Below are 21,703 nucleotides of genomic sequence, written 5' to 3'. Positions count from 1 at the left end.
CGAGATTACGGCCTCGGGCGCTGGATGGACAGCTGTCGCCGACCCCAGGTGGGGTCGACCCCAGGGCCTCACTGGCCTTGTTGCTGCTCGAAGCGGTCGATCGCGGCCGTCAGGTCAGCGGCGCTGCGCGGGTCGCGGCGGCTCCATTCGGCGGCCAGTTCACGGGCGCGGCGGATGTCACGGGCGGCGTTGCGCTCGGCCGGGGCGGCACGGAACGAGTTGAACAGGCTGGCGAAGGCGTTGCCGAGCCAGGTGGCGCCACGCGGGGCGGTACGTTGTTGGGCGACTTGCAGATTGATCGTGGTGGTGGTGCTCATGATGAACTCCTTGTTTGTGTGGCCGACCGACTTCGGTCAGCGCATGGGACGAATATTAGGGGTTTCCCCTAGGGTTGCGCCAATTGAATCTGTGAAGGATTGATATACACAGCGCTCATATCTGCGATGAACTTCCTGACCCTCGATCTGAACCTGCTCCGCGTGTTCGATGCCGTGATGGCCGAACGCAGCATCACGCGGGCCGCCGACCGGCTCGCGCTGACCCAGCCGGCGGTGAGCAATGCCTTGAAACGCTTCAGGGAAACCGTAGGCGAGGACTTGCTCACACGCGAGGCGCACGGGGTGCGGCCCACCCCGTACGCCGAGCGCCTGTGGCCCCAGGTGCGGGTGGCGCTGGCCCGGCTGCGGGACGCCTTCGAGCCCCAGGAATTCGATCCGCGCACCGCCAGCGCCAACTTCCGCATCGCCACGGCCGATGCCTCGGCGGCCACCTTGCTGCCGTCGGTGATCGCCGAGATCGAACAATCCCAGGCCCAGGTCAACCTGCGGGTGCTGCCGCTGACCACCCGCGACCCGCGCGGTCTGCTGGAGCGCGACGAGGTCGACGTGGCGGTGGGCTACTTCCCGGAGGCGGTGGCCGCGCTGGTCGCCCAGGGCGACGACGCCTCGCTGCGCCACCGGCGGCTGCACCAGAGCGAGTACGTCTGCGTGATGCGCCGCGACCACCCGCTCGCCAAGGAGCCTCTCACGCTGGACCGGTTCTGCGAGGCCCACCACCTGCTGGTGAGCTTTTCGGGGCGGCCGCACGGGTTCGTCGACCAGGCGCTGATCGCCGCCGGCCGGTCCCGGCGCATCGTGCTGACCGTCAACCAGTTCTTCACCGCCGGCCGGGTGGTGGCCCAGAGCGATCTGCTGACCGTGTTGCCCGCCTCGTTCGTCGACGCCACCGGCTACCGGTCGGCCGTGGTGGAGCGGCCGCTGCCGCTGCGCCTGGCCCGCATCCACGTCGAGATGCTGTGGCACCTGCGCCATGACGACGACCCTGCGCACCAGTGGCTCCGGTCGCGGCTGGTGGAGGCGGCGCAGTTGCTGGTGTCCGGGCGCCCGGCTTCGTAAGACAATGGGGGCCGTTGTCCCGACCGAGAAGATCCGCCATGCCCCCGCCCGTTGTCGCCACCACCGCCCACGACCTGACCGACGAAGAGTTCGCCGAACTCGACGACCTGCTGCTCGAAACGCCGCAGCCCCTGACGCCGGTCGACGCCGTGATGCTCGACGGCTTCCTGTGCGGCATCCTCGTGCAGCCCGTGCTGCTCGAACCGGCCGTGTGGCTGCCCTTCGTGTTCGACTTCGACGGCCAGCCGCTGCCCGACGACGTCGACACCGCCTGGCGCGACCGCGTCTCGGCGCTGGTCGTGCGCCGCTACAACGCCCTGAACCACGCGATCGTGGAAGACGGGTGGTTCAACCCGCTGGTGCTCGAATTCGACGAGGAACACCCGCGCGAGCCGGTGCCCGAGGGCGAGGTCGACCCGCTGGCCGGCCTGCCCGAGGTGTCGCAGCCGCTGATGCCGTGGGTCGCCGGCTTCCAGCACGCCGCCTTGAGCTTCCCGGACCTCTCCGAGATGCCCGACGACGCGGTGATGTCCGCCCTCGCCCGCCTGTACCGCCACCTGCCCACCGAGACCGACGAGGAGCGCGAGGTGGTGGCAGTGCTCGACAAGGAGTTCCCGCTCGCCACGCTCGACGACGCCATCGAGGAGCTGGTGGTCACGGTCGCCGACCTGTCCGACCTCACGCGCGACCAGCGCTACCACGTCGAGCAGGTGCGCCGCGAGACGCCCAAGGTGGGCCGCAACGACCCGTGCCCGTGCGGCAGCGGCAAGAAGTTCAAGCAGTGCCACGGCGCCACCTGAGGCGCTGACGTCGCCCTGGCCGTCAGGCCAGCGGCAGCGGGATGCCGGCTTCGGCGAACACCTCGCGCACCACGGCCAGGCCGTTGAGCGCGGCGGGGAAGCCGGCGTACACCGCCATCTGCATCACCACCTCGACCACCTCCACCGGGGTGCACCCGACGTGCAGCGCCGCGTGCACGTGCACGCGCAGCTGGGGTGGCGCGTTGCCCAGCGCACACAGCGCGGCCACCGTTGCGAGTTCGCGCTCGCGCAGCCCCAGGCCCTCGCGGGCATAGATGTCCCCGAACGGGAATTCCACGATGTAGCGGGCGAAATCGGGGAAGGACTTCGCGAGGCCTTCGACCACGGCGAGGCCGGCCGGGCCGTCCACGTCGGCGAGCCGGGCGGCGCCGCGCTGGTAGCGGTCATGGGAGAGGTGGGGGGTCATCGAAGGCTCCTGGGTTGCGATGAGGGCCACTGTAGGAACACCGCCGCCCGCCGTGAATGACCGGGTTCGTGATACCTTTTTGATATGTCCTCCCGCCTGGATTCCCGCTCGCTCGCCCTCTTCCTCGCGGTCGCCGACACGCTGAGCTTCCGCCAGGCCGCCGAGACCCTGCACCTTTCGCAGCCCCCGCTGAGCCGGGCCATCCGCGAACTCGAGGAGCGCCTGGGCACGCGCCTGTTCGACCGGGGCACGACGGGGGTGAGCCTCACCGAGGCAGGCCGCACGCTGCTGCCCTACGCACGCGGCGTGGCGAAGCTGCTGCGCGACGCCGAGGCGAGCCTCGCCCGCCCGGAGCTGCCGGCCACGCTGCGGCTCGGCCTGACCACCGCCGTCGAGCCGGCCTGGTTCGCCGGGCTGCGTGACCGCATCGAGGCAGCCCATCCCGGCACCGCCGTGTCCACGGTGTCCGAGACGTCGCCCCGGCTCGTGCGGCAACTGCGGGGCGGCAAGCTGAAGGCGGCCGTCATCGCCCTGCCCACCGAGGCGGCGGGCCTGGACGTGCTGGAACTCGATCGCCTGCCGATGCGGGTGGCGATGTCCTCGGCCCACCGGCTGGCCCGCCGCAAGGTCGTCCGGCTCGACGACCTGGGCGGCGAACCCGTCTTCTGGTTCGAGCGGGCGCGCCAGCCCGCATTCTTCGACCACTGCCAGCACGTCTTCACGCGGCACCGGTTCGTGCCGCGCTGGCTCAAGGAACCGGCCGACCACCACGTGCTGCTCGCCGAGGTGGCGCACGGGCGCGGGCTGGCGCTGCTGCCCTCCTCCTTCGCGGGCCTGCGGCGTGCGGGGGTGGTGTACCGCACGCTGGCCGAGGGCGACGAACTGGCCGTGGGCGTCGGCCTCGCCGTGCCCGCCGGCCAGCACGCGCTGCGCGACCAGCTGATCGCCTGCCTGGGCATCGCGGCCCGGGGAAAATAGGCCGATGCGCATCCAACTCCTCTCCGACCTGCACCTCGAGCGTTACCCCGACTTCGTGCCGCAGCCGGGCACCGATGTCGACGTGCTCGTGCTGGCCGGCGACATCGGCTCGTACCAGGCGGGGTCCGATCTGACCACCGACGACTTCGGCCTCGGCCGCTTCTCCCCGAAACGCTTCGGCGACCAGTGGCCGCGCGTGCTGTACGTGCCCGGCAACCACGAGTACGACTCGCTGGAGTTCGAGCCCGCGAAGCGCCGCCTGCGGCAGACATGCGAGCACCTCGGCATCGAGTGGCTGGACCGCGAGGTGATCGAGATCGGGCCGGTGCGTTTCGTGGGCACCACGCTGTGGAGCGACTTCGACGCGCTGGCTGTGTCCGAAACCACCGTCACGAAGCAGCTGCAGGCCCGCGAGAAGGCCTTCCGCGCCGCGAACTTCTACCTGCGCAAGTACACGACGCTGCGCGATGGCGAACAGATGCTGGCCGAGGACATCCGCGAACTCTCCCTCGACTGCCAGGCCTGGCTGCGGCAGGCGCTGGCCGTGCCGTTCGACGGCACCACCGTGGTCGTCACGCACTTCGCCCCGTCGTTGCGCAGCGCCGACCCGCGCTACGGACTCACGCCGGGCACGGCCGGGTTCTGCAACGCGATGGACGACTTCCTGCCCGCGGCCCAGGTGTGGATGCACGGTCACCTCCACTGCCCGAACGACTACGTCGTGTCGGGCGAGTCGGAGGGCCGGCCGTTCTCGTGCCGTGTCGTGGCGAACACGCTGGGCTACCGCGGCAAGGGCGAGCAGGAGGGGTTCCAGGAAGGCTTCGTCGTCGAGGTGCCCTGACGGGACTTGACGCGGGTCGGGGTCCGGGCCGCGCGGGTGTGCAACACTCGATTCTCCTGAGACACCTCCCGGAGAGCCCATGAAGATCCTGATCGCCGCCGACGGCAGCCCCTACACCCGCCGGGTGCTCGACTACCTGGCCTCGCACCCCGAGTTCATCGAGGGCCACCAGGAGTACGTGGTGCTGCACGCCGTGGCCGCGGTGCCGGCGCGGGCCGCGTCCAGCGTCAGCAAGGAACTGCTCGACTCCTACTACGACGAGGAGGCCGAGCGTGTGTTCAAGCCCATCCGCTCGTTCTTCAAGAAGCAGTCGCTGAACGCCGACTTCGTCAGCAAGGTGGGCCATGCGGCCGACGTGATCGGCAAGGTCGCGAAGCAGGGCAAGTTCGACCTGCTCATCATGGGCTCGCGCGGGCACGGGGCCGTGGCGTCGCTGCTGATGGGGTCGGTGGCCGTCAAGGTGCTCGGCCACTGCGACACGCCCGTGCTGCTGGTGCGCTGAACGAACCCACGAACCTCAGCGCGCGGCCAAGCCTCCGAAGCAGGTGCGCACGAGCAGGTCGATGACCTGCTCGTCGGTGTACTGGCCGCCGGCCTTCAGCACGCCCAGCACCGGATCGCAGGCGCGGGCGAACAGCGTGTAGAGCACGACCTCGGCGGGCAGCGTGGCGTCCACGTCGCCGGCCGCCTGGGCCGCGACGATCCATTCGCCGAGCGTTTCGCTGACCGTCATCAGGCGGTCGAGGTACGGCGTGTGGCCCATGAGGGTGGTGCGCAGCGCGGAGTTCTGCGACGGCAGCGACGGCATCTCGCCGGCCAGCTGCACCTCGAGGCACCACCGCACCACGGCCTTCAGGCGGTCGACCGGCGGCAGCTCCGGGCTTGCCTTGGCGGTGGTTTCGAGGAAGGCGAGCGCACGCTCCAGCACCTTGACCATGGCCGCGGCGGCCAGCAGTTCCTTCGACGGGAAGTGCTTGTAGAGGCTGGCCTTCGCGATGCCCACGTCGGCGGCGACCTCGTCCACGGTCATCGCCTCGAACCCCTTTTCCGCGAGCAGCCGGTTCACCGACGACACGATCGCATCCTCGCGGACGCGCAACACCTGTTCACGGAAAGAAACCTTGGCCATCCGGGAATTGTATGGCCGGACCGTCCACGGTGTGAACGCAAGGGTTCACATCTGGACGGAGTCGTTCAGGTCAATCGCGGCGCGGCAGCCCGGTGTGGCGAGACAGGCGGGGGGCGGCCGACCACGGCGGCGGTTCCTGGCGCACCTCGGGTTCGTCGCGGAAGCTCGCGTCGAGGCCGAATGCCGTGCCCATGTCCGCGGCATCGGCGTCGTCGCGGGTGCGGGGGGTGGTGCGGACGGCCTGTTGCAGCCAGGCCCAGCGTGGCATGAAGTTCATCGTGTTGGTCCCTGTGGTTCGCCTTCAGTGTGCAAGGGCGACCGCGAGGGCAAAGAAATGAACAGAGGCAGGGATCCCGCCAATTGCGTGTCTGTCGGCGTTGTCCTACACGAACTCGTCCCGAATGGGGATGGCGAGCGCCAGGGTGGCAGCGTAACTTCATGGCTGGCCCCCGAAACATCCGGGCCGCGGGAGATCGCCATGCACATCACGCCCCGACAACTCCTCACTTCCGGCACGGCCGCAGCGGCGGTGGCCGGCGCGCTGCTGCTCGGCGCCGAGGACGTCGGGCTGGCGCCGTTCACGCGCGCCCACAGCGTCGATGCGGCCAACCTGTGGATGTCGGGCAACGCCTCGCCGCCCGCCCGCAGCGCGATGCCCCGGCGGGCGCCGGCCGATGCCCACCGACATTCGGGCGCGCGCTGATCCCCCGCTCCCTGCTCCGCGATAGGCCGCGGCGTCACCTTCGCCGCGGACCGGCCGCCGTGCCGGCACGAACGGGCACGCCATGAAGGTCGTCGTCCTCGGGGCGGGCATCATCGGCGTGAGCACCGCCTGGCACCTGCTTCAGCGCGGCCACGAGGTGGTGGTGGTCGACCGCCAGCCCGGCGCCGCACTCGAGACCAGCTTCGCCAACGGCGCCCAGGTCTCGGTCAGCTTCTGCGAGCCCTGGGCCCATCCGGCCGCGCCGATGAAGGTGCTCAAGTGGCTGGCCCGCGACGACGCCCCGCTGCTGTTCCGCCCGCAGCTCGACTGGTACCAGTGGCGGTGGGGCCTGCGGTTCCTCACGCAATGCACGATGCCCGCGTTCCGGCGCAACGTGGGCGAACTCGTCGCGCTCGGCCGGTACAGCCACGAGGCGCTGAAGGCGATGGTGGCCGAGACCGGCATCTCGTTCCACCGCCTCGAGCGCGGCATCCTGCACCTCTTCACCTCCGAACACGACTTCGTCACCGGCGCGGCCGCGTCCCGGCTGATGCGCAGCCACGGCGTGGACCGCCGCGTGCTCGACCGCACCGAGGTGCTGCAGGTGGAGCCCGCGCTGCGCCACGTGCCGGGCCTGTGCGGCGGCACCTACACGCCCACCGACGAGTCGGGCGACGCGCGGGTGTTCACGCAGGCGCTCGCCCGCCTGTGTGCGGACCGGGGCGTCACCTTCTTCCACGGCCACGACATCGCCGGGATCGACCGTGACGGCGACCGTGCCACCGCTGTGCGCGTCACCGAACGGGCCACCGGCGACCGGCGCACGCTGACGGCCGACGCGTACATCGCGGCCCTCGGCAGCTTCACGGCGCCCGTGCTGCGCCCGCTGGGCCTCGACCTCGACATCTACCCGACCAAGGGCTACTCGGCCACGCTGCGGTTGAAGCGCCCGCAGGAGGCGAGTGTCGTGAGCCTGATCGACGACGCCTACAAGATCGCCATCAGCCGGCTCGGCGACCACGTGCGCATCGCCGGCACCGCCGAGATGGCCGGCTACGACACCGGCCTGGACAGCCCGACCGCGCGCGTGCGCTGCCAGCAGCTCGTCGATCGCTACGAGGTGCTGTTCCCGGGCGTGGCCGACCGCTCGGAGCCGCACTTCTGGGCGGGCCTGCGCCCGAGCACCCCCGACAACCGTCCCTTGATCGGGCGCACCCGCCTCGCGAACCTCTGGGTCAACGCGGGCCACGGCACGCTCGGCTGGACCCACGGCGCGGGTTCGGGCCTCGCGCTCGCGGAACTGCTCGACGGCCGCCGGCCCGACGTGGCCTTCACGTTCTGCGGCATCCCCCGTTAGCGGGGGCCCGCGTGTGACTTGCGCCACCCGTGTTCCGCGGGGGGCGCTCTTACACTGCCGCACCGCCGGCCATCGGGCCCGGACGGACGAACACGATCAGATCAGCAGGGAGAGACGATGAACAAGGCAGTGGTGGGCGCGGTCGCGCTCGTGGCGGTGGTGGCCGGCGGCGGCGTGGGCTTCGCGGCCTGGTCGGGCGGCAAGGTGACCCGCGAGCTCCAGTCGCAGACGGCGGCGCTCCTCGCGCCCTTCCCCGGCATCAAGGTGGTCGAGAACAGCGTCAGCAAGGGCCTCTTCAGCTCCGTCCACACGGTGACCCTCGACATCGGCTGCACTCCGAGCCTCGACGCCCCCGCGCTGCAGCCGGCCGTCGACGGCGCGCCCGCAGGCAAGCCGCTGCAGATCACCTGGCGCGACCAGGTGCGTCACGGCCCGCTGCCCGGCGGCAAGGGCCTGGGCCTCGCCACCATCGACACCGAATTCGTGCTGCCGCCCGAGGCCGCCGCGCAGCTGGCGCGCCTCTTCGGCGACAAGCCGTTCGTCCAGGTGCACACCGTCCTGGGCTTCGGCGGCACCTATGTCTCCGAACTGACCAGCCCGCCGTTCAAGTACGCCGAGGCGGGCAAGGGCGACATCGACTGGCAGGGCCTGAAGGCCACCGCGCGCGGCAGCCTGACGGGCGGCCTGGGCGCCGGCGGATCGTACGTGTTCGAGGCCCCCGGGCTCAGCGTCAACTTCGCTTCCGAGCAGGCCAACGGCACGTTGCGCGTGGGCCGCATCGCGCTGCAGGGCGAGGTGTCGCCGCAGCCCGACGCCTCGCTGCTGCTCGCGCCGGGGCGCAGCACCGGCGGCATCGACAACATCGCGTTCGCGCTGGCGCCGGCCGGCGGCAAGGTGGTGGACGTGCGCTTCGAGAAGCTCGTGTTCGACTCCGAGGCGAAGGTCGACGCCCAGGGCCTGTGGTCGGCCGTCAGCAAGATGGGCATGTCGGGCCGCGTCGACGACTTCGCGATCGAGCAGATCGACATGCAGGTCTCGCTGAGCCGCCTGCACGGCGCCACCTACCAGGAGCTGCTCAACCGCGCGATGCAGTCCTCGTTCAGCTGCCACAAGCCCGGCGAAGAGGCCGCCATGCGCGAAGCCGCGGCGCTGGCCGCCGACCTGCAGAAGGGCCTCGCCACCCTGCTGGTGCACAACCCCGAGTACGGCCTCGACCGCCTGGCCGTGCGCCTGGGCGGCAAGACCGCGGAGCTGTCGTACCGCCTGGGCACGAAGGGTGTCACGGAAGCCGACGCCGCGCTGCCGCTGCCCGCGCTGCTGGGCACCAAGGGCTACGGTGCCGCCACGTTCAAGGTGGAGGACGGCTGGATCGAGCAGGTGGTGAAGAAGGTCGTGGCCACGCAGGCCAACGCCGGTGTCGCGCCGGCCGACGAGACCGTGGCCCGGACCATGGCGATGATCAACGCGGCCCTCGACGACTTCGTCGCAAAGGGCTACGTGGTGCGCGAAGGCCAGGCGGTGGTGTCGAAGGCCGCGTTCGAAGGCGGTTTGCTCAAGGTCAACGACCAGCCGATGAACGTGCCGCTGGGCATGATCGCCAAGTGACGTGACCTGGTGTCGAGCGGCGGGTGCGCGGGCCTACCAGCCCACGTACTTGCCGTTGACCTTGTAGCGCTTCACCGCGTCCTCGAGGTCGAGGTACTCGCTGCACTTGCGGGCGCAGACCTTGTCGAGCCGGGCCAGCCGCTGCTCGGCGGTGGGCAGGTCGCCCTTCATCAGCGCCAGTTCGCCCGAGTAGGCGAGCGCCCCGCGGTGGTTCGGGTCGATGCGCAGCGCCGTGTCGTAGTGCTTCTGCGCAGCCGCCACGTCCGGCGTCTTGCTGCGGCGCAGGCTGTAGCCCATCAGGTTCTGCCAGTCGGCGCTGCCGGTGTCGTTGACCTCGCGCAGCGACTCGATGGCGGCGTCGAAGCGCTTGGCCGCGACGAGTTCACGGGCGGTCGCGAGGGCGTCGGAGCCGCTGCCGCTGTCGGCGGCGAGGGCCCACGGGGTGGTGGTCACGAGCGCGGCGGCGAGGCACCACGGGGCGAGGAGGCGGTTCATCGGTGAACTCCGGTGGGATCGATCGGCCCGCGCATCGTACGGCCTTTCACGGGAGCCCCGTACAATCGCGCCCCCCGCTGTTTGACCACCCCTCCCCCATGTACTGCGCCATCGACTTCGGCACCTCCAACTCGGCCATCGCCATTCCGGCCGCGGACGGCATGCGCCTCGTCGAGCTGGAGCCCGGGCACCGAACGATGCCCACGGCCGTCTTCTACTTCACCGAGGGCCGCGACGACAAGGACGGCCCGCCACGCGCGTTCGGCCGCGCGGCCCAGGCCGCGTACGTCGACGGCATCGACGGCCGCCTGATGCGGTCGATGAAAAGCATCCTCGGCAGCAACTTCGTCGACCAGACCACCGACGTGGGTGGCGGCCGCGGCGTGAAGTACCTCGACATCATCGCGGGCTACCTGCGCCACCTGAAGACCCTCGCCGAACGCGAGGCCGGCGGTCCCATCCGGCAAGCCGTGCTGGGCCGGCCGGTGTTTTTCGTCGACGACGACCCGGCGCGCGATGCCCAGGCCCAGGCCACGCTCGAGGCGGCCGCGCGCAGCGTCGGCTTCGAGGACGTGCACTTCCAGTACGAGCCCCTCGCCGCGGCCTTCGACTTCGAGAGCCGCGTGGACTCCGAGCGGCTGGTGCTGGTGGCCGACATCGGCGGCGGCACGTCCGACTTCTCCGTGGTGCGCGTGGGTCCCGAGCGCGCGCGCCACCTCGACCGCCGCGCCGACATCCTCGCGAACCACGGCGTGCACGTGGCCGGCACCGACTTCGACCGGCGCGTCGAACTCGCGAGCATCCTGCGCGAGTTCGGCCACGGCGCCTTCGGCCCGAGCATCAACGGCGCGCCGCCGAAGGAGGTGCCCAGCACCGTCTACTTCGACCTCGCCACGTGGCACCTGATCAACACCGTCTACACGCCGCAGCGCGTGGCCGAGCTGCGCAACATGCGCCCGTTCTACGGCAACCCGGTGCACCACAAGCGACTGATGACGGTGGTGACGGAACGCCTGGGCCACGAGCTGGCCGCACGGGCGGAGGACGCGAAGATCGCGGTGGCCCTGGGTGGCGACACGGACATCGACCTCGGTGTCGTCGAGAACCGCCTGTCGGTGCGGCTCACCGAGCAGGCCGCGGCGTCGGCGCTCGACAGCGACGTCGACCGCATCGTGCAGGCCGCACGCGACACCGTGGCCCAGGCGGGCCTCGCGCCCGAGCGCATCGACGCGCTGTACTTCACCGGCGGCTCCACCGGCCTGCGCCTGCTGTCCGAGCGCATCGCCGCGTCGTTCCCGGCGGCGGAGGGGGTGCGCGGCGACCGGTTCGCGAGCGTGGCGACCGGCCTCGGCCTGCACGCGGCCCGCTGGTTCAGCGGCGCGGCGGCGGGCGGCGGGCCGGTGGCCGCGGGCTCCGCGGCGGCACGTTCGCCTGCTGCGGCCGGCTGATGTCGGCGAGCAGCAGCGTCGCACGCACCAGCGTCTCGACGGCCTCGGTGAGGTCGGCGGGCGGCTCCATCGTCTCGATCTCCGCCAGCAGGTCGTCGGCGTCCTCGAGGTCGTCGGCGTCCAGGTGCTGGAACACGAGGGCCAGCGGCTCCGTGAGGCGCTGCGCGTCGAGCTGCATCAGCCAGGGGAACCGGTCCACCGCGGCGGCGAACCCGGCCACCCACGGGTAGACGGCGTCGACCTCGGGCGGGGCTTCGCCGAAGCCGTCGTCATCGTCCTCGGGCTCGTCGCCCTCCTCGTCCGACTCCAGCTCGAACACCCACGGGTCGAACCACTGGCGCGCCACGATCGCCGCGTTCAGTTCACCGGCGCGGCGCTTCACCAGCTGGTGCAGCCGCGTGGGGTCGAACTTCGGCGGCAGCGGCCGGCCGCGCTCGACGTCGGTGACGTGGGCGAGCCAGTCGGCCTCGGGCACCCGCTGCGGCTGCAGCAGCACGCCGCACAGGTAGCCGTCGAGCATCGTCACGTCGAGCGGCTCGAGGGGGGCGGGGACCCGGTCGAGCAGGGCCTGGAGTTCGTCGATCTCGCGTTCGTCGAGCGGCCGGGGCGCGGGGCGCGCCGGGGAACGGGGTGGGGGGGTGACCATGGACCATTGTCGCGCGGATGGGGTCGCATCCCCCAAAAGGGGGTGTCACCGGACAGGTCCCCGCTTTGGCCCATCGGCACGCGCAAGCCCTTGATTGTGAAGGAACATTTCTGCCCGTTCCACGATGCGGGCCGGTGAAAAACGTCCCTCCTATTAGGGATGGGTCCCCCCAGGACCCCCCCGTACGATTCAACCCGTGCTGTCACACGGGTCTTTGGAGGCCTTTGCTCCACAGCCTGAATCGCCCGCCTTGCGAACAATTCGAACAAGCGCACAAAGAACAAGGGCGACAGGCTGGAACGTTCCCAACGACGTCCTTTCGAGGACTTTTCGAAAGCCCGCCTCTCCCGAGGTGGGCTTTTTTTTGCCTCAGACGAGCACCATCTGCGTGCAGCGGAAGAGCGCGATCTTCTTCCCGTCCGGCCCCGTCACCGTCGACGACCACACCTGGGTGCTGCGGCCGGTGTGTTCGGCCGTGGCCTCGCAGTGCAGCAGCCCTTGCCGCGCGGTGCCGAAGAAGTTGCTCTTGAGCTCGATGGTGGTGAAGCTGCGGGCGCCGGCCGGCAGGTGGGCGATGGTGGCGTAGCCCGCGCAGCTGTCGGCCAGCACGATGACCGAGGCGGCGTGCAGGAAGCCGTTGGGGGCGAGCATCCACGGCTGCACCAGCATCTCGGCGGTCAGGCGGCCCTCGGTGACCGAGGTGACGCGCAGGTCGAACTGGCCCGGCAGCGTGCCGGCCTGGCGCGACATCAGGGTCTCGGGGGTGACTTCGGGTCTCAGCATGCGGCGCTCCATCGGGATCGTTGGCGAAAGGCCCAGCATACCCACCGGCGGGAAGGGCCGCCCCTAGAATCGTCCGCCATGAACAAGTCCCCATGGTGGAGTGCCGTGGCGCTCGCGGCCGGGCTGCTGTGGTCCGCGCCTGCGCTGGCCCAGACGGCGCCCTTGCCCGCGCAGCCCGCGGAGGATGCCGCGCCGGCCGTCTCGCTGTCGGCCCGCAAGGTCTATGAACAGGCCCGGTCGCAGCTCGTGCAGATCCGCACCGTGCTGAAGGGCCAGGCGAGCCAGGCCTCGGTCGGGTCCGGCTTCTTCGTGTCCGACCAGGGGCACATCGTCACGAATTACCACGTGGTGAGCCAGGCGGCGCTCAAGCCCGACCGCTATGACCTCGTCTACGTCACCGCCGACGGCCGCGAGGCCGCCGTGCAGCTGCTGATGCTCGACGTGCTGCACGACCTGGCGCTGCTGAAGGCCGTGCCGCGTTCGGAACCGTTCGACGCGCTGTCGTTCCGCGCCGCCGGCAAGCCGCTGGGCCAGGGCGAACGCATGTACTCGCTCGGCAACCCGCTCGACGTGGGCTTCGCGGTCATCGAGGGCAACTACAACGGCCTGGCCGAACGCAGCTTCTACCCGCAGATCTTCTTCGCCGGCTCGCTCAGCGCGGGCATGAGCGGCGGCCCCGCGCTCGACCAGGAAGGCCGCGTGATCGGGGTCAACGTCGCGCGGCGCGTGGACGGCGAACAGGTGAGTTTCCTCGTGCCGGCCGAGTTCGCGAGCGTGCTGCTGCAGCGCGGGCGCGACGCCGCGCCCATCACCGCGCCGGTGTGGCCCATTGTGGGCGACCAGCTGATGACGCACCAGGCGCTGCTGACCGACCGCTTCATCCGCCAGGGCTGGAAGACCGGCACCCACCCGCGCTACACCGTGCCCGTGCCGGTGGACCGCTTCATGCGCTGCTGGGGCCGCAGCGAGACCTCGCGCACCGGCGGCCTCGACTTCGAACGCTCCGACTGCGCGATGGACACCCGCATCTTCGTCGGCGAGTTCAACACCGGCTCGCTGCGCACCGGCCACGAGAGCTACGACGGCAGCAAGCTCGGCAGCCTGCGCTTCGCGAAACGCTACAGCCAGAGCTTCCGCAACGAGAGCTTCCAGCGCCTGTCGTCGGAACACCAGACCAAGCCCCAGTGCCACGAGGACTACGTCGACCGCGACGGCCTCCCGCTGCGCGCCGTCGTGTGCCTGCGCGCGTACAAGAAGCTGCCGAAGCTGTACGACGTGTCGGTGCTCGTCGCCACGCTCGACCAGTCCAAGGCGGGCGTGCAAGGCCGCTTCGACGTGCAGGGCGTGAACTACGCGAACGCGATGAAACTCACCCGCCATTACCTGGAGGCCTACGGATGGGCGCGCTCGCACTGATCGAGATCCTGGACCGCGACGGGTCGGTCCGCCATGCCCAGAAGGTGCTGTCGTGGCCGCTGCGCGTGGGCCGTTCGCTCGACAACGACCTGGTGCTCGACGACCCGCACGTGGCCGGCCACCATTTCCAGGTGAACGCGAACGACGACGGCGTGTACCTGACCGTCGGCGACACGGTCAACGGCGTCGGCATCGGTTCGCAGCGGCTCGCTGCCGGTGAACGCTGGCAGGCCGCCGCGGCGCCGTCCAGCATCGTGGTGGGCCGCTCGCACCTGCGGCTGCGCCTGGCCGAACACCCGCTGCCGGCCGAGGTGCCGCTGCGCCACACGCGCGTGCTGGCCCAGCGGGTCACGTCCATCGCGTGGCTGGTGCTGGTCAACCTGCTGCTGCTCGTGTTCGCCACGTACCTCGCGAGCGACCCCGAGCCCCTGCCGCGCACCCTCGCCCGCGACGTGATGAGCGGCGTGGCGCTGCTGTTCGCGTGGTGTGGCGCATGGACGCTGCTGTCGAAGCTCTTCACGCGCCAGGGGCACTTCGCGTGGCACGTGCGCGTGCTGCTGACCGCGGCCATCGTGTGGCAGCTGCTCGACGGGCTGATGACCCTCGCCGCGTTCGCCTTCTCCTGGCCGTGGCTCACCGGCCATTCGTACGTGCTGGAGACGGCGGTGGCCGCCGCCGCCCTCTACTTCCACCTGCAGGCCGTCGAGCCGCACCGGCCGCTCGTCACGCGGGCGTTCGCGGCCGCTGCCTTCGTCGTGGGGCTGGGCCTCACGCTGTGGGGCAACTGGCAGCGGTCGGAGAGCACCAGCAGCGAGCTGTACCAGGCGGCCCTGTTCCCGCCGTCCTTCCGCGTCGCGAAGACCGTCGACACGGACCACTTCCTCGAAGGCCTGGAGCCGCTCGAGGCGAGCCTCGATGCCAAGGCGAAGAAGCCGGCCGACGAAGACGACGCAGGTGGGGGCGAAGAGGAAGAGTGACGCCGCGCGCTACCGGCGCTTCTCGACGATCACCGGCACGAGCTGCAGCACGCTGCGGATGCGGTCCGCCGTGCCCTGCGCCTCGCTGCGGCTCGGGTAGGGCCCGGCCTGGAGGCGGTACATCGACGGCTCGCTGAACACCGCGAGCTGCGGCGCGAGCCAGTCGAGTTCGTCGGACACGCGGCGCTGGAACTGCTCGGCGCCGTCGCGCTGCTTGAACGCCCCGAGCTGCACCCAGAAGCCTTGCGCCGCGACGGTGGCGGCCACCGTGGGGGGGGTGTCCGGCACCGTGGCCGGCGCGGGAACCACGGGCGGCGGCGCGACCGGTGCCGTGGCCACGACCACGGGTTCGGGTTCCGGCGCGGGCGCCGCGGGCGCGGTGTTGCCGCGCTGCCAGCTGCCGGTGCGGATCTGCTCGAAGGTGATGCGCTCCACCTCCACCGGCGCGACACCGTTGAGCACGCCGAGCTTGAGCGCCGCGGTGTAGCTGAGGTCGATCACGCGGCCTGCGTGGAAGGGCCCGCGGTCGTTCACGCGCACGATGATCTCGCGGCCGTTCTTCGGGTTGCGCACGCGGGCGTAGCTCGGGATCGGCATCGTCTTGTGCGCGGCCGTCATCGCGTACATGTTGTACGTCTCGCCGCTCGCGGTCTTGCGGCCGTGGAACTTCTTGCCGTACCAGGACGCGAGGCCGCGTTCGGTCAGTTCACCGTCCTCGCGCATCGGCGAGTAGTCCTTGCCGAGCACCTCGTAGGGCTTGTTCGGTCCGCCGCTGCGGATGGGCTCCACGCGGGGCTGCGCATCGGGCACGTCCGACAGGCCGGAGGGCGGGCGGGCCTCGGGGCCGTCGCGGCCCGACGGGGCCTTGCCCGGACCGGAGGCACACGCGGCCAGCAGCAGCGCGAGCGTCACCACGCACGAGGCGGCGAGCGAGCGGGTCAGGGTCGGCGGTGCGTGGCGGGAAGTCTCGGTCATGCGTCGGGGGCCCGGGTTCGGGGCATTGTGCCAAACCACCGCGCGACGCCTGGAACCGCCACCGCGAACGAATGCACCAAAGTGCAATAGACGCTACCAGCGGTGGGTGAAAGACTGCGTCGGCACCTCACCCGCAGGAGTCCGGTCCCATGACCAACGCGAAGCGTCCACGCACGATCCGACGGGCCGCCGCCGCAGCGGCCCTCGCCCTGCCGATGCAGGCGGAGGCCCCGGCACCGATGCGGCTTCCGGGCCGTGGCCTCGTGGCGGCGGTCGCGAGCGCCGTGGTGCTCGCCGCGGCCGGCTACGCCGGCGTCACGTGGTGGGCCGGCAGCCGCGCGGCACCGGCCGCGAAGTTCCAGGTCGTCGTGGGCGACGGCGTGGCCGGGCCGCTCGACATGGTGCGCGTGCCCGGCGGCGAGTTCCTGATGGGCAGCGACCACAAACTCGCGCAAGCCAACGAGAAGCCCGCGCACACGGCCCGCGTGAAGGCGTTCTGGATGGACCGCCACCACGTCACCAACGCGCAGTTCCGCCAGTTCACCGAAGCCACCGGCTACGTCAGCACCGCCGAGCGCAAGCCCGAGTGGGAGACCATCGCGCCGCAGGTGCCGGCCGGCACGCCGCGCCCGCCCGACTCGGCGCTGATCGCCGGCGGCATGGTGTTCACCGGCACCACCGCGCCCGTGCCCGACTACCGCGACTACTCGCGCTGGTGGTCGTACGTGCCCGGCGCCGACTGGAAGCACCCGCGTGGCCCGGGCAGTTCCATCGAGGGCCTCGACGACCACCCGGTCGTGCAGGTGAGCTTCGAAGACGCGCAGGCCTACGCGAAGTGGGCGGGCAAACGCCTGCCCACCGAAGCCGAATGGGAGTTCGCCGCGCGCGGCGGGCTCTCGCAGGCCACCTACGCGTGGGGCGATGACTTCGCGCCGGGCAACCAGCAGATGGCCAACGTGTGGCAGGGGCAGCAGGCCGCGACCTTCCCCGTCGTGAGCCCGAAGGCCGGCGGCGCGCTCGGCACGTCGCGGGTCGGCACCTTCCCCACCAACGGCTACGGCCTCTCCGACATGACCGGCAACGCCTGGCAATGGGTGGCCGACTGGTACCGCGCCGACCAGTTCGCGCGCGTCGTGCAGTCCGGCCAGGCCCAGGTCGATCCCACCGGCCCCGAGTCGAGCTGGGATCCGGCCGACCCGGGTGTGCCCGTGGGCGCGCCGAAGCGGGTCACGCGCGGCGGCTCGTTCCTCTGCAACGAGGCCTTCTGCATGAGCTACCGGCCGAGCGCCCGCCGCGGCACCGACCCGTACACGAGCATGTCTCACCTGGGCTTCCGACTGGTAATGGACGATTCGGCCTGGGCCGCCCGGTCCGCCAGCCGCGGTGGAAAAGGAGACGGCGCATGACTTCGAACTGGACCCGCCGCGCCTTCGGCGTCGCCACCGTAGCCCTGATCGCCATCGCGGGCTGCGCCGGCCCGGGGGCCAAGGCGCCCGCCGGAGACCCGCTGCCGTCGTGGCGCGACGGCCCGGCGAAAGCGGCCATCACCGACTTCGTCGCCGACGTCTCGCGCGAAGGCAGCAAGTCGTTCGTGCCGAAGGAAGAACGCATCGCGGTGTTCGACAACGACGGCACGCTGTGGGCCGAGCAGCCGCTGTACTTCCAGTTCGTCTTCATGCTGGAGCGGGTGAAGGCGGCGGCGCCACGGCACCCCGAGTGGAACGACAACCCGGCGTACAAGGCGCTGGCCGCCGGGGACCATGCCGCGGCGTTCGCGAACCAGAAAGCCCTGTTCGAGGTGCTGCTGGCAGCGGACGCGGGGGCGAGTGTCGACGAGTACGACCAGCTCATCCGGGCCTGGCTCGCTCAGGCCCGCCATCCGAAGACGCAGCGGCTCTACACCGAGATGGTGTACCAACCGCAGCTCGAGTTGCTCAACTTCCTGCGGTCCCGGGGATTCAAGACGTTCATCGTCTCGGGGGGCAGCCACGAGTTCATGCGGCCCTGGAGCGAGGCCGTGTACGGCATCCCGCCGGAGCAGGTGGTGGGCTCGTTCACGCCGCTCAAGTTCGAACCCGCCGGTGGCCAGCTGAAGCTCGTGCGCCAGCCGGGCATGGAGATGAACGACGGCCCCACGAAGCCGGTCGGCATCTACCGCCAGATCGGCCGCCGGCCCATCCTCGCGGTGGGCAATTCCGACGGTGACCTGCAGATGCTGCAGTTCACGACGCAGGGGCCAGGCCGGCGGCTCGCCGTGATCGTCCACCACGACGACGCCGAGCGCGAGTTCGCCTACGACCGGAAGAGCCACATCGGCACGCTCGACAAGGCCTGGGACGAGGCGGTCGCCAAGGGCTGGACGCTGGTCAGCATGAAGAACGACTGGACGCAGATCTATCCGCCGGTCAAGTGACCGGATCCTTCCATCACCAAGGAGCCACCTCATGAAATTGTCGTTCTCGCGGCGCCTTCGCGTCGGAGCCCTGCTGCTGGCGGCCTGTGCGGTCGCCTTGCCGGGGGTGTCGCAGGCCCAGGGCAAGAAGCCCAACATCCTCGTGATCTTCGGAGACGATGTCGGCCAGACCAACCTGAGCGTCTACGGCCAGGGGGTCGTCGGCTACAAGACGCCGAACATCGACCGCATTGCCCACGAAGGCATGCGGTTCACGGATTACTACGCCGAAAACAGCTGCACCGCCGGCCGGTCCACCTTCATCACCGGACAGACGCCCAAGCGCACCGGGCTCTCCAAGGTAGGGCTGCCTGGCGCGGCTGTCGGCCTGCAGGCGCGCGACATCACGATCGCCGAGGCCCTGAAGGCGCAGGGCTACGCGACGGGTCAATTCGGAAAGAACCACCTCGGCGACCGCGACGAGTATCTGCCGACCAAACACGGCTTCGACGAATTCCTCGGCAACCTGTACCACCTCAACGCGGAGGAGGAGCCCGAGCGCCCGTACTGGCCGAAGGACAAGGCCGACCCCTTCGTCAAGAACTTCACTCCGCGCGGGGTCCTCCGGGCCTCGGCCGACGGCAAGATCGAAGACACCGGCCCGCTCAACAGGAAGCGGATGGAAACGATCGACGACGAGACCACCGGCGCCGCGATCGAGTACATGAAGAAGCAGGCCGCCGCCGGCAAGCCGTTCTTCACCTGGATGAACTTCACGCGCATGCACCTGTTCACCCACGTGCGTGAATCGATGCGTGGCCAGAGCGGCATGCCCGGCAACGAGTACGCCGACGGCATGATCGAGATGGACAACAACGTCGGCAAGCTGCTGAAGGCGGTGGACGACCTCAAGATCGCCGACAACACCATCGTCATCTTCACGACCGACAACGGTCCGAACCAGTTCAGCTGGCCGGATGCCGCGACCACACCGTTCCGCAGTGAAAAGGACACCAATTGGGAAGGCGCGTTCCGCGTGCCGGCCATGGTCCGCTGGCCGGGCAAGATCAAGCCGGGTGAGGTGTCGTCGGAATTGTTCTCCGGGCTCGACTGGTTCCCGACCCTGCTCGCGGCGGCGGGTGACACCACGGTCAAGGAGCGGCTGCTGAAGGGCGCCACGATCGGTGGCAAGAGCGGCAAGATCCATCTCGACGGCTACAACCAGCTCGACCTGCTGACGGGCAAGAGCCAGAAGGGCGCGCGGGAGGAGTTCTTCTACTTCAACGACGACGCCGAACTGGTGGCGATGCGGGCCGGCAACTGGAAGGCGGTGTTCTGCGAACAGCGCGCGCCAGGGGGCATGCAGGTGTGGGCGAACCCGTTCACCTGCCTGCGCCTGCCCAAGCTCTTCAACCTGCGCATGGACCCGTACGAGCGAGCGGACGTCGTGTCCGACCAGTACTACGACTTCCAGACCAAGAACGTCTACCTGACGATCGAGGCGCAGACCCGCGCGATCGCCCACCTGCAGACCTACCTCGAGTACCCGCCCAGCCAGTTGCCGGCCGAGTTCGGCATCAACGCGGTGCAGCAGAAGATCAACGAGCAGATCGAGCAGCGCCTCGGCAAGGGGCCGGCGAAGAAGTAGCCCGCAAGCACCGGCCGTGGCCGCTGTTCCGGGCCACGGCATGTCTCGATGCTCGACCGTCCATCACCTCCAGGAGAAATCGATGGCAATCCATGTGTTTCGCGCGGCCCGCTTCATCGGCTCGGCCGTGTTGTCGGCGGTCGTGGCGGTGTCGGTGCATCTGCCGGCGCACGCCCAGACAAAGAAGCCCAACATTCTCGTGATCTTCGGCGACGATGTGGGGCAGACGAACCTCAGTGCGTACAGCCTCGGCGTGGTGGGCTACAAGACCCCGCACATCGACCGCATCGCGAAGGAAGGGCTGATCTTCACGGACTACTACGCCGAGAACAGCTGCACCGCCGGCCGCTCGTCGTTCATCACCGGCCAGTCGCCGTACCGCACCGGCCTGTCGAAGGTAGGCATGCCGGGTGCGGCCGTGGGGCTGCAGGCCCGCGACGCGACCATCGCGCAGGCGCTGAAGGCGCAAGGCTATGCGACCGGCCAGTATGGCAAGAACCACCTCGGCGACCGTGACGAGTACCTGCCCACCAAACACGGCTTCGACGAGTTCTTCGGCAACCTGTATCACCTGAACGCCGAGGAGGAACCCGAGCGCCCGTACTGGCCGAAGGACGACCCCGCGTTCGTCAAGGCGTACAAGCCGCGCGGGGTGCTGCGGGCTTCGGCCGACGGCAAGATCGAGGACACCGGCCCGCTGAACAAGAAGCGGATGGAGACCATCGACGACGAGACCACCGGCGCCGCGATCGAGTTCATCAAGAAGCAGGCACAGGCCGGCAAGCCCTTCTTCACGTGGATGAACTTCACACGCATGCACATCTTCACGCACGTGCGTGAGTCGATGCGGGGCCAGGCGGGCATGCCCGGCAACGAGTACGCCGACGGCATGATCGAGATGGACAACAACGTCGGCAAGCTGCTTCAGACCCTCGACGACCTGAAGATCGCCGACAACACCATCGTCGTCTTCACGACCGACAACGGACCGAACCAGTTCTCGTGGCCCGACGCGGCAACCACACCGTTCCGCAGCGAGAAGGACACCAACTGGGAAGGCGCATTCCGCGTGCCGGCGATGGTGCGATGGCCGGGCCACGTCAAGCCGGGCGAGGTCGCCAATGGCATGTTCTCGGGGCTCGACTGGTTCCCGACGCTGCTCGCGGCGGCGGGTGACACGACCGTCAAGGACCGCCTGCTCAAGGGCACGGGTCTCGGCGGCACGAACTTCAAGGTGCACCTCGACGGCTACAACCAGCTCGACTACATCACCGGCAAGGCACCGAAGAGCGCACGAAGCGAGTTCTTCTACTTCAACGACGACGGCGAACTGGTGGCCACCCGGGTGGACAACTGGAAGTTCGTTTTCTGCGAACAGCGCCTGCCGGGTGGCATGCAGGTGTGGGCCAACCCGTTCACGTGCCTGCGATTGCCGAAAATCTACAACCTTCGGATGGACCCGTACGAGCGGGCCGACATCGTCTCCGACCAGTACTACGCCTGGATGACCGACAACGCGTACCTGACGGTGCAGGGCGTGATGCGATCGGCGGCTTTCCTCGAGACCTTCGTGCAGTACCCGCCCAGCCAGGACCCGGCGAGCTTCTCGGTCGACCAGATCGCGGCGGACGTGAAGCGCAAGATCGCCGAGATGAAGAAGCGCAGTCCGAGTCCGAAGTGACGAGGACG

23 protein-coding genes are annotated in these 21,703 nt (G+C 69.9%); 15 read left to right on the top strand and 8 right to left on the bottom strand.

Annotation, left to right across the window (positions count from 1 at the left end; translation table 11 throughout):
* Window positions 1-68: 68 nt before the first annotated feature.
* A complete protein-coding gene (locus A4W93_RS28640) occupies window positions 69-317 on the bottom strand; it encodes a hypothetical protein (RefSeq protein WP_085753848.1) in 249 nt (82 codons plus the stop codon).
* Between the two features lie 126 nt (window positions 318-443).
* On the opposite strand from A4W93_RS28640, the gene A4W93_RS28635 reads away from it, so the two are divergent.
* Entirely contained in the window at window positions 444-1,394 is a 951-nt protein-coding gene (locus tag A4W93_RS28635; RefSeq protein WP_085753847.1) for a LysR family transcriptional regulator, read from the top strand.
* Window positions 1,395-1,432: 38 nt separating this feature from the next.
* Window positions 1,433-2,194: a YecA/YgfB family protein gene (locus A4W93_RS28630; protein ID WP_085753846.1), complete on the top strand. Its 762-nt coding sequence runs from the start codon at window positions 1,433-1,435 to the stop codon at window positions 2,192-2,194.
* Window positions 2,195-2,216: 22 nt separating this feature from the next.
* On the opposite strand, the gene A4W93_RS28625 is transcribed toward A4W93_RS28630, so the two are convergent.
* Window positions 2,217-2,621 carry a carboxymuconolactone decarboxylase family protein gene (locus A4W93_RS28625; RefSeq protein WP_085753845.1) on the bottom strand — a complete coding sequence of 135 codons (405 nt, stop codon included), beginning with the start codon at window positions 2,619-2,621 and terminating at the stop codon, window positions 2,217-2,219.
* Between the two features lie 84 nt (window positions 2,622-2,705).
* On the opposite strand from A4W93_RS28625, the gene A4W93_RS28620 reads away from it, so the two are divergent.
* The 3 genes from A4W93_RS28620 to A4W93_RS28610 all read left to right on the top strand — a co-directional run bounded on the left by A4W93_RS28620 (window position 2,706) and on the right by A4W93_RS28610 (window position 4,942).
* Entirely contained in the window at window positions 2,706-3,599 is an 894-nt protein-coding gene (locus A4W93_RS28620) for a LysR family transcriptional regulator (RefSeq protein WP_085753844.1), read from the top strand.
* Between the two features lie 4 nt (window positions 3,600-3,603).
* Window positions 3,604-4,440, top strand: a complete 837-nt coding sequence (locus A4W93_RS28615) for a metallophosphoesterase (RefSeq protein WP_085753843.1) — start codon at window positions 3,604-3,606, stop codon at window positions 4,438-4,440.
* Window positions 4,441-4,519: 79 nt separating this feature from the next.
* Window positions 4,520-4,942: a universal stress protein gene (locus A4W93_RS28610; RefSeq protein ID WP_085753842.1), complete on the top strand. Its 423-nt coding sequence runs from the start codon at window positions 4,520-4,522 to the stop codon at window positions 4,940-4,942.
* Window positions 4,943-4,957: 15 nt separating this feature from the next.
* Here the strand turns inward: A4W93_RS28610 and A4W93_RS28605 are convergent, their stop codons facing one another.
* Together A4W93_RS28605 and A4W93_RS28600 are read right to left on the bottom strand one after the other, a co-directional pair.
* Window positions 4,958-5,569: a TetR/AcrR family transcriptional regulator gene (locus tag A4W93_RS28605; protein WP_085753841.1), complete on the bottom strand. Its 612-nt coding sequence runs from the start codon at window positions 5,567-5,569 to the stop codon at window positions 4,958-4,960.
* A 70-nt stretch (window positions 5,570-5,639) separates the two neighbouring features.
* The gene (locus tag A4W93_RS28600) at window positions 5,640-5,837 is read right to left on the bottom strand and encodes a hypothetical protein (RefSeq protein ID WP_169726599.1); all 198 of its coding nucleotides are present in this window, start codon (window positions 5,835-5,837) and stop codon (window positions 5,640-5,642) included.
* A 210-nt stretch (window positions 5,838-6,047) separates the two neighbouring features.
* Here A4W93_RS28600 and A4W93_RS28595 point away from each other — a divergent pair, with 210 nt between their 5' ends.
* The 3 genes from A4W93_RS28595 (at window position 6,048) to A4W93_RS28585 (ending at window position 9,234) form a co-directional block, all read left to right on the top strand.
* Entirely contained in the window at window positions 6,048-6,272 is a 225-nt protein-coding gene (locus A4W93_RS28595) for a hypothetical protein (RefSeq protein ID WP_085753839.1), read from the top strand.
* 82 nt (window positions 6,273-6,354) lie between these two features.
* Entirely contained in the window at window positions 6,355-7,629 is a 1,275-nt protein-coding gene (locus tag A4W93_RS28590) for a D-amino acid dehydrogenase (RefSeq protein WP_085753838.1), read from the top strand.
* A gap of 117 nt (window positions 7,630-7,746) precedes the next feature.
* Window positions 7,747-9,234, top strand: coding sequence for a YdgA family protein (locus A4W93_RS28585; RefSeq protein ID WP_085753837.1), 1,488 nt, complete (start codon window positions 7,747-7,749; stop codon window positions 9,232-9,234).
* A gap of 33 nt (window positions 9,235-9,267) precedes the next feature.
* Here A4W93_RS28585 and A4W93_RS28580 read toward each other — a convergent pair whose 3' ends face one another.
* Entirely contained in the window at window positions 9,268-9,729 is a 462-nt protein-coding gene (locus A4W93_RS28580; RefSeq protein WP_085753836.1) for a tetratricopeptide repeat protein, read from the bottom strand.
* Between the two features lie 98 nt (window positions 9,730-9,827).
* Here A4W93_RS28580 and A4W93_RS28575 point away from each other — a divergent pair, with 98 nt between their 5' ends.
* On the top strand, window positions 9,828-11,177 hold the full coding sequence (locus A4W93_RS28575; RefSeq protein WP_085753835.1) for an Hsp70 family protein: 1,350 nt from the start codon (window positions 9,828-9,830) through the stop codon (window positions 11,175-11,177).
* On the opposite strand, the gene A4W93_RS28570 is transcribed toward A4W93_RS28575, so the two are convergent.
* Together A4W93_RS28570 and A4W93_RS28565 are read right to left on the bottom strand one after the other, a co-directional pair.
* Window positions 11,101-11,823 (bottom strand): YecA/YgfB family protein, encoded by a 723-nt coding sequence (locus tag A4W93_RS28570; protein WP_085753834.1) that lies wholly within the window; start codon window positions 11,821-11,823, stop codon window positions 11,101-11,103. The two genes, A4W93_RS28575 and A4W93_RS28570, sit on opposite strands and share 77 nt — an antisense overlap.
* 369 nt (window positions 11,824-12,192) lie before the next feature.
* Window positions 12,193-12,606, bottom strand: a complete 414-nt coding sequence (locus tag A4W93_RS28565; RefSeq protein WP_085754366.1) for a PaaI family thioesterase — start codon at window positions 12,604-12,606, stop codon at window positions 12,193-12,195.
* A gap of 78 nt (window positions 12,607-12,684) precedes the next feature.
* Here A4W93_RS28565 and A4W93_RS28560 point away from each other — a divergent pair, with 78 nt between their 5' ends.
* Together A4W93_RS28560 and A4W93_RS28555 are read left to right on the top strand one after the other, a co-directional pair.
* Complete coding sequence (locus A4W93_RS28560) at window positions 12,685-14,022, top strand: S1 family peptidase (protein WP_085753833.1); 1,338 nt, start codon at window positions 12,685-12,687, stop codon at window positions 14,020-14,022.
* Window positions 14,004-14,999 carry an FHA domain-containing protein gene (locus A4W93_RS28555; RefSeq protein ID WP_085753832.1) on the top strand — a complete coding sequence of 332 codons (996 nt, stop codon included), beginning with the start codon at window positions 14,004-14,006 and terminating at the stop codon, window positions 14,997-14,999. The genes A4W93_RS28560 and A4W93_RS28555 overlap by 19 nt, the downstream gene beginning before the upstream one ends.
* A gap of 9 nt (window positions 15,000-15,008) precedes the next feature.
* Here the strand turns inward: A4W93_RS28555 and A4W93_RS28550 are convergent, their stop codons facing one another.
* Complete coding sequence (locus tag A4W93_RS28550; protein WP_085753831.1) at window positions 15,009-15,974, bottom strand: septal ring lytic transglycosylase RlpA family protein; 966 nt, start codon at window positions 15,972-15,974, stop codon at window positions 15,009-15,011.
* A gap of 239 nt (window positions 15,975-16,213) precedes the next feature.
* On the opposite strand from A4W93_RS28550, the gene A4W93_RS28545 reads away from it, so the two are divergent.
* The 4 genes from A4W93_RS28545 (at window position 16,214) to A4W93_RS28530 (ending at window position 21,695) form a co-directional block, all read left to right on the top strand.
* Window positions 16,214-17,380, top strand: a complete 1,167-nt coding sequence (locus tag A4W93_RS28545) for a formylglycine-generating enzyme family protein (RefSeq protein ID WP_169726620.1) — start codon at window positions 16,214-16,216, stop codon at window positions 17,378-17,380.
* The gene (locus A4W93_RS28540) at window positions 17,377-18,387 is read left to right on the top strand and encodes an HAD family hydrolase (RefSeq protein ID WP_085753830.1); all 1,011 of its coding nucleotides are present in this window, start codon (window positions 17,377-17,379) and stop codon (window positions 18,385-18,387) included. Before A4W93_RS28545 ends, A4W93_RS28540 begins: the two co-directional genes overlap by 4 nt.
* Window positions 18,388-18,418: 31 nt before the next feature.
* Window positions 18,419-20,014, top strand: coding sequence for an arylsulfatase (locus A4W93_RS28535; RefSeq protein ID WP_085753829.1), 1,596 nt, complete (start codon window positions 18,419-18,421; stop codon window positions 20,012-20,014).
* A gap of 82 nt (window positions 20,015-20,096) precedes the next feature.
* On the top strand, window positions 20,097-21,695 hold the full coding sequence (locus A4W93_RS28530; RefSeq protein WP_085753828.1) for an arylsulfatase: 1,599 nt from the start codon (window positions 20,097-20,099) through the stop codon (window positions 21,693-21,695).
* Window positions 21,696-21,703 lie beyond the last annotated feature (8 nt).

It is taken from the genome of Piscinibacter gummiphilus, assembly GCF_002116905.1.
GTDB lineage: Bacteria > Pseudomonadota > Gammaproteobacteria > Burkholderiales > Burkholderiaceae_C > Rhizobacter > Rhizobacter gummiphilus.
The sequence above is the reverse complement of the archived record's forward strand: the minus strand, read 5'-3'. Positions and strand labels throughout refer to the sequence as shown.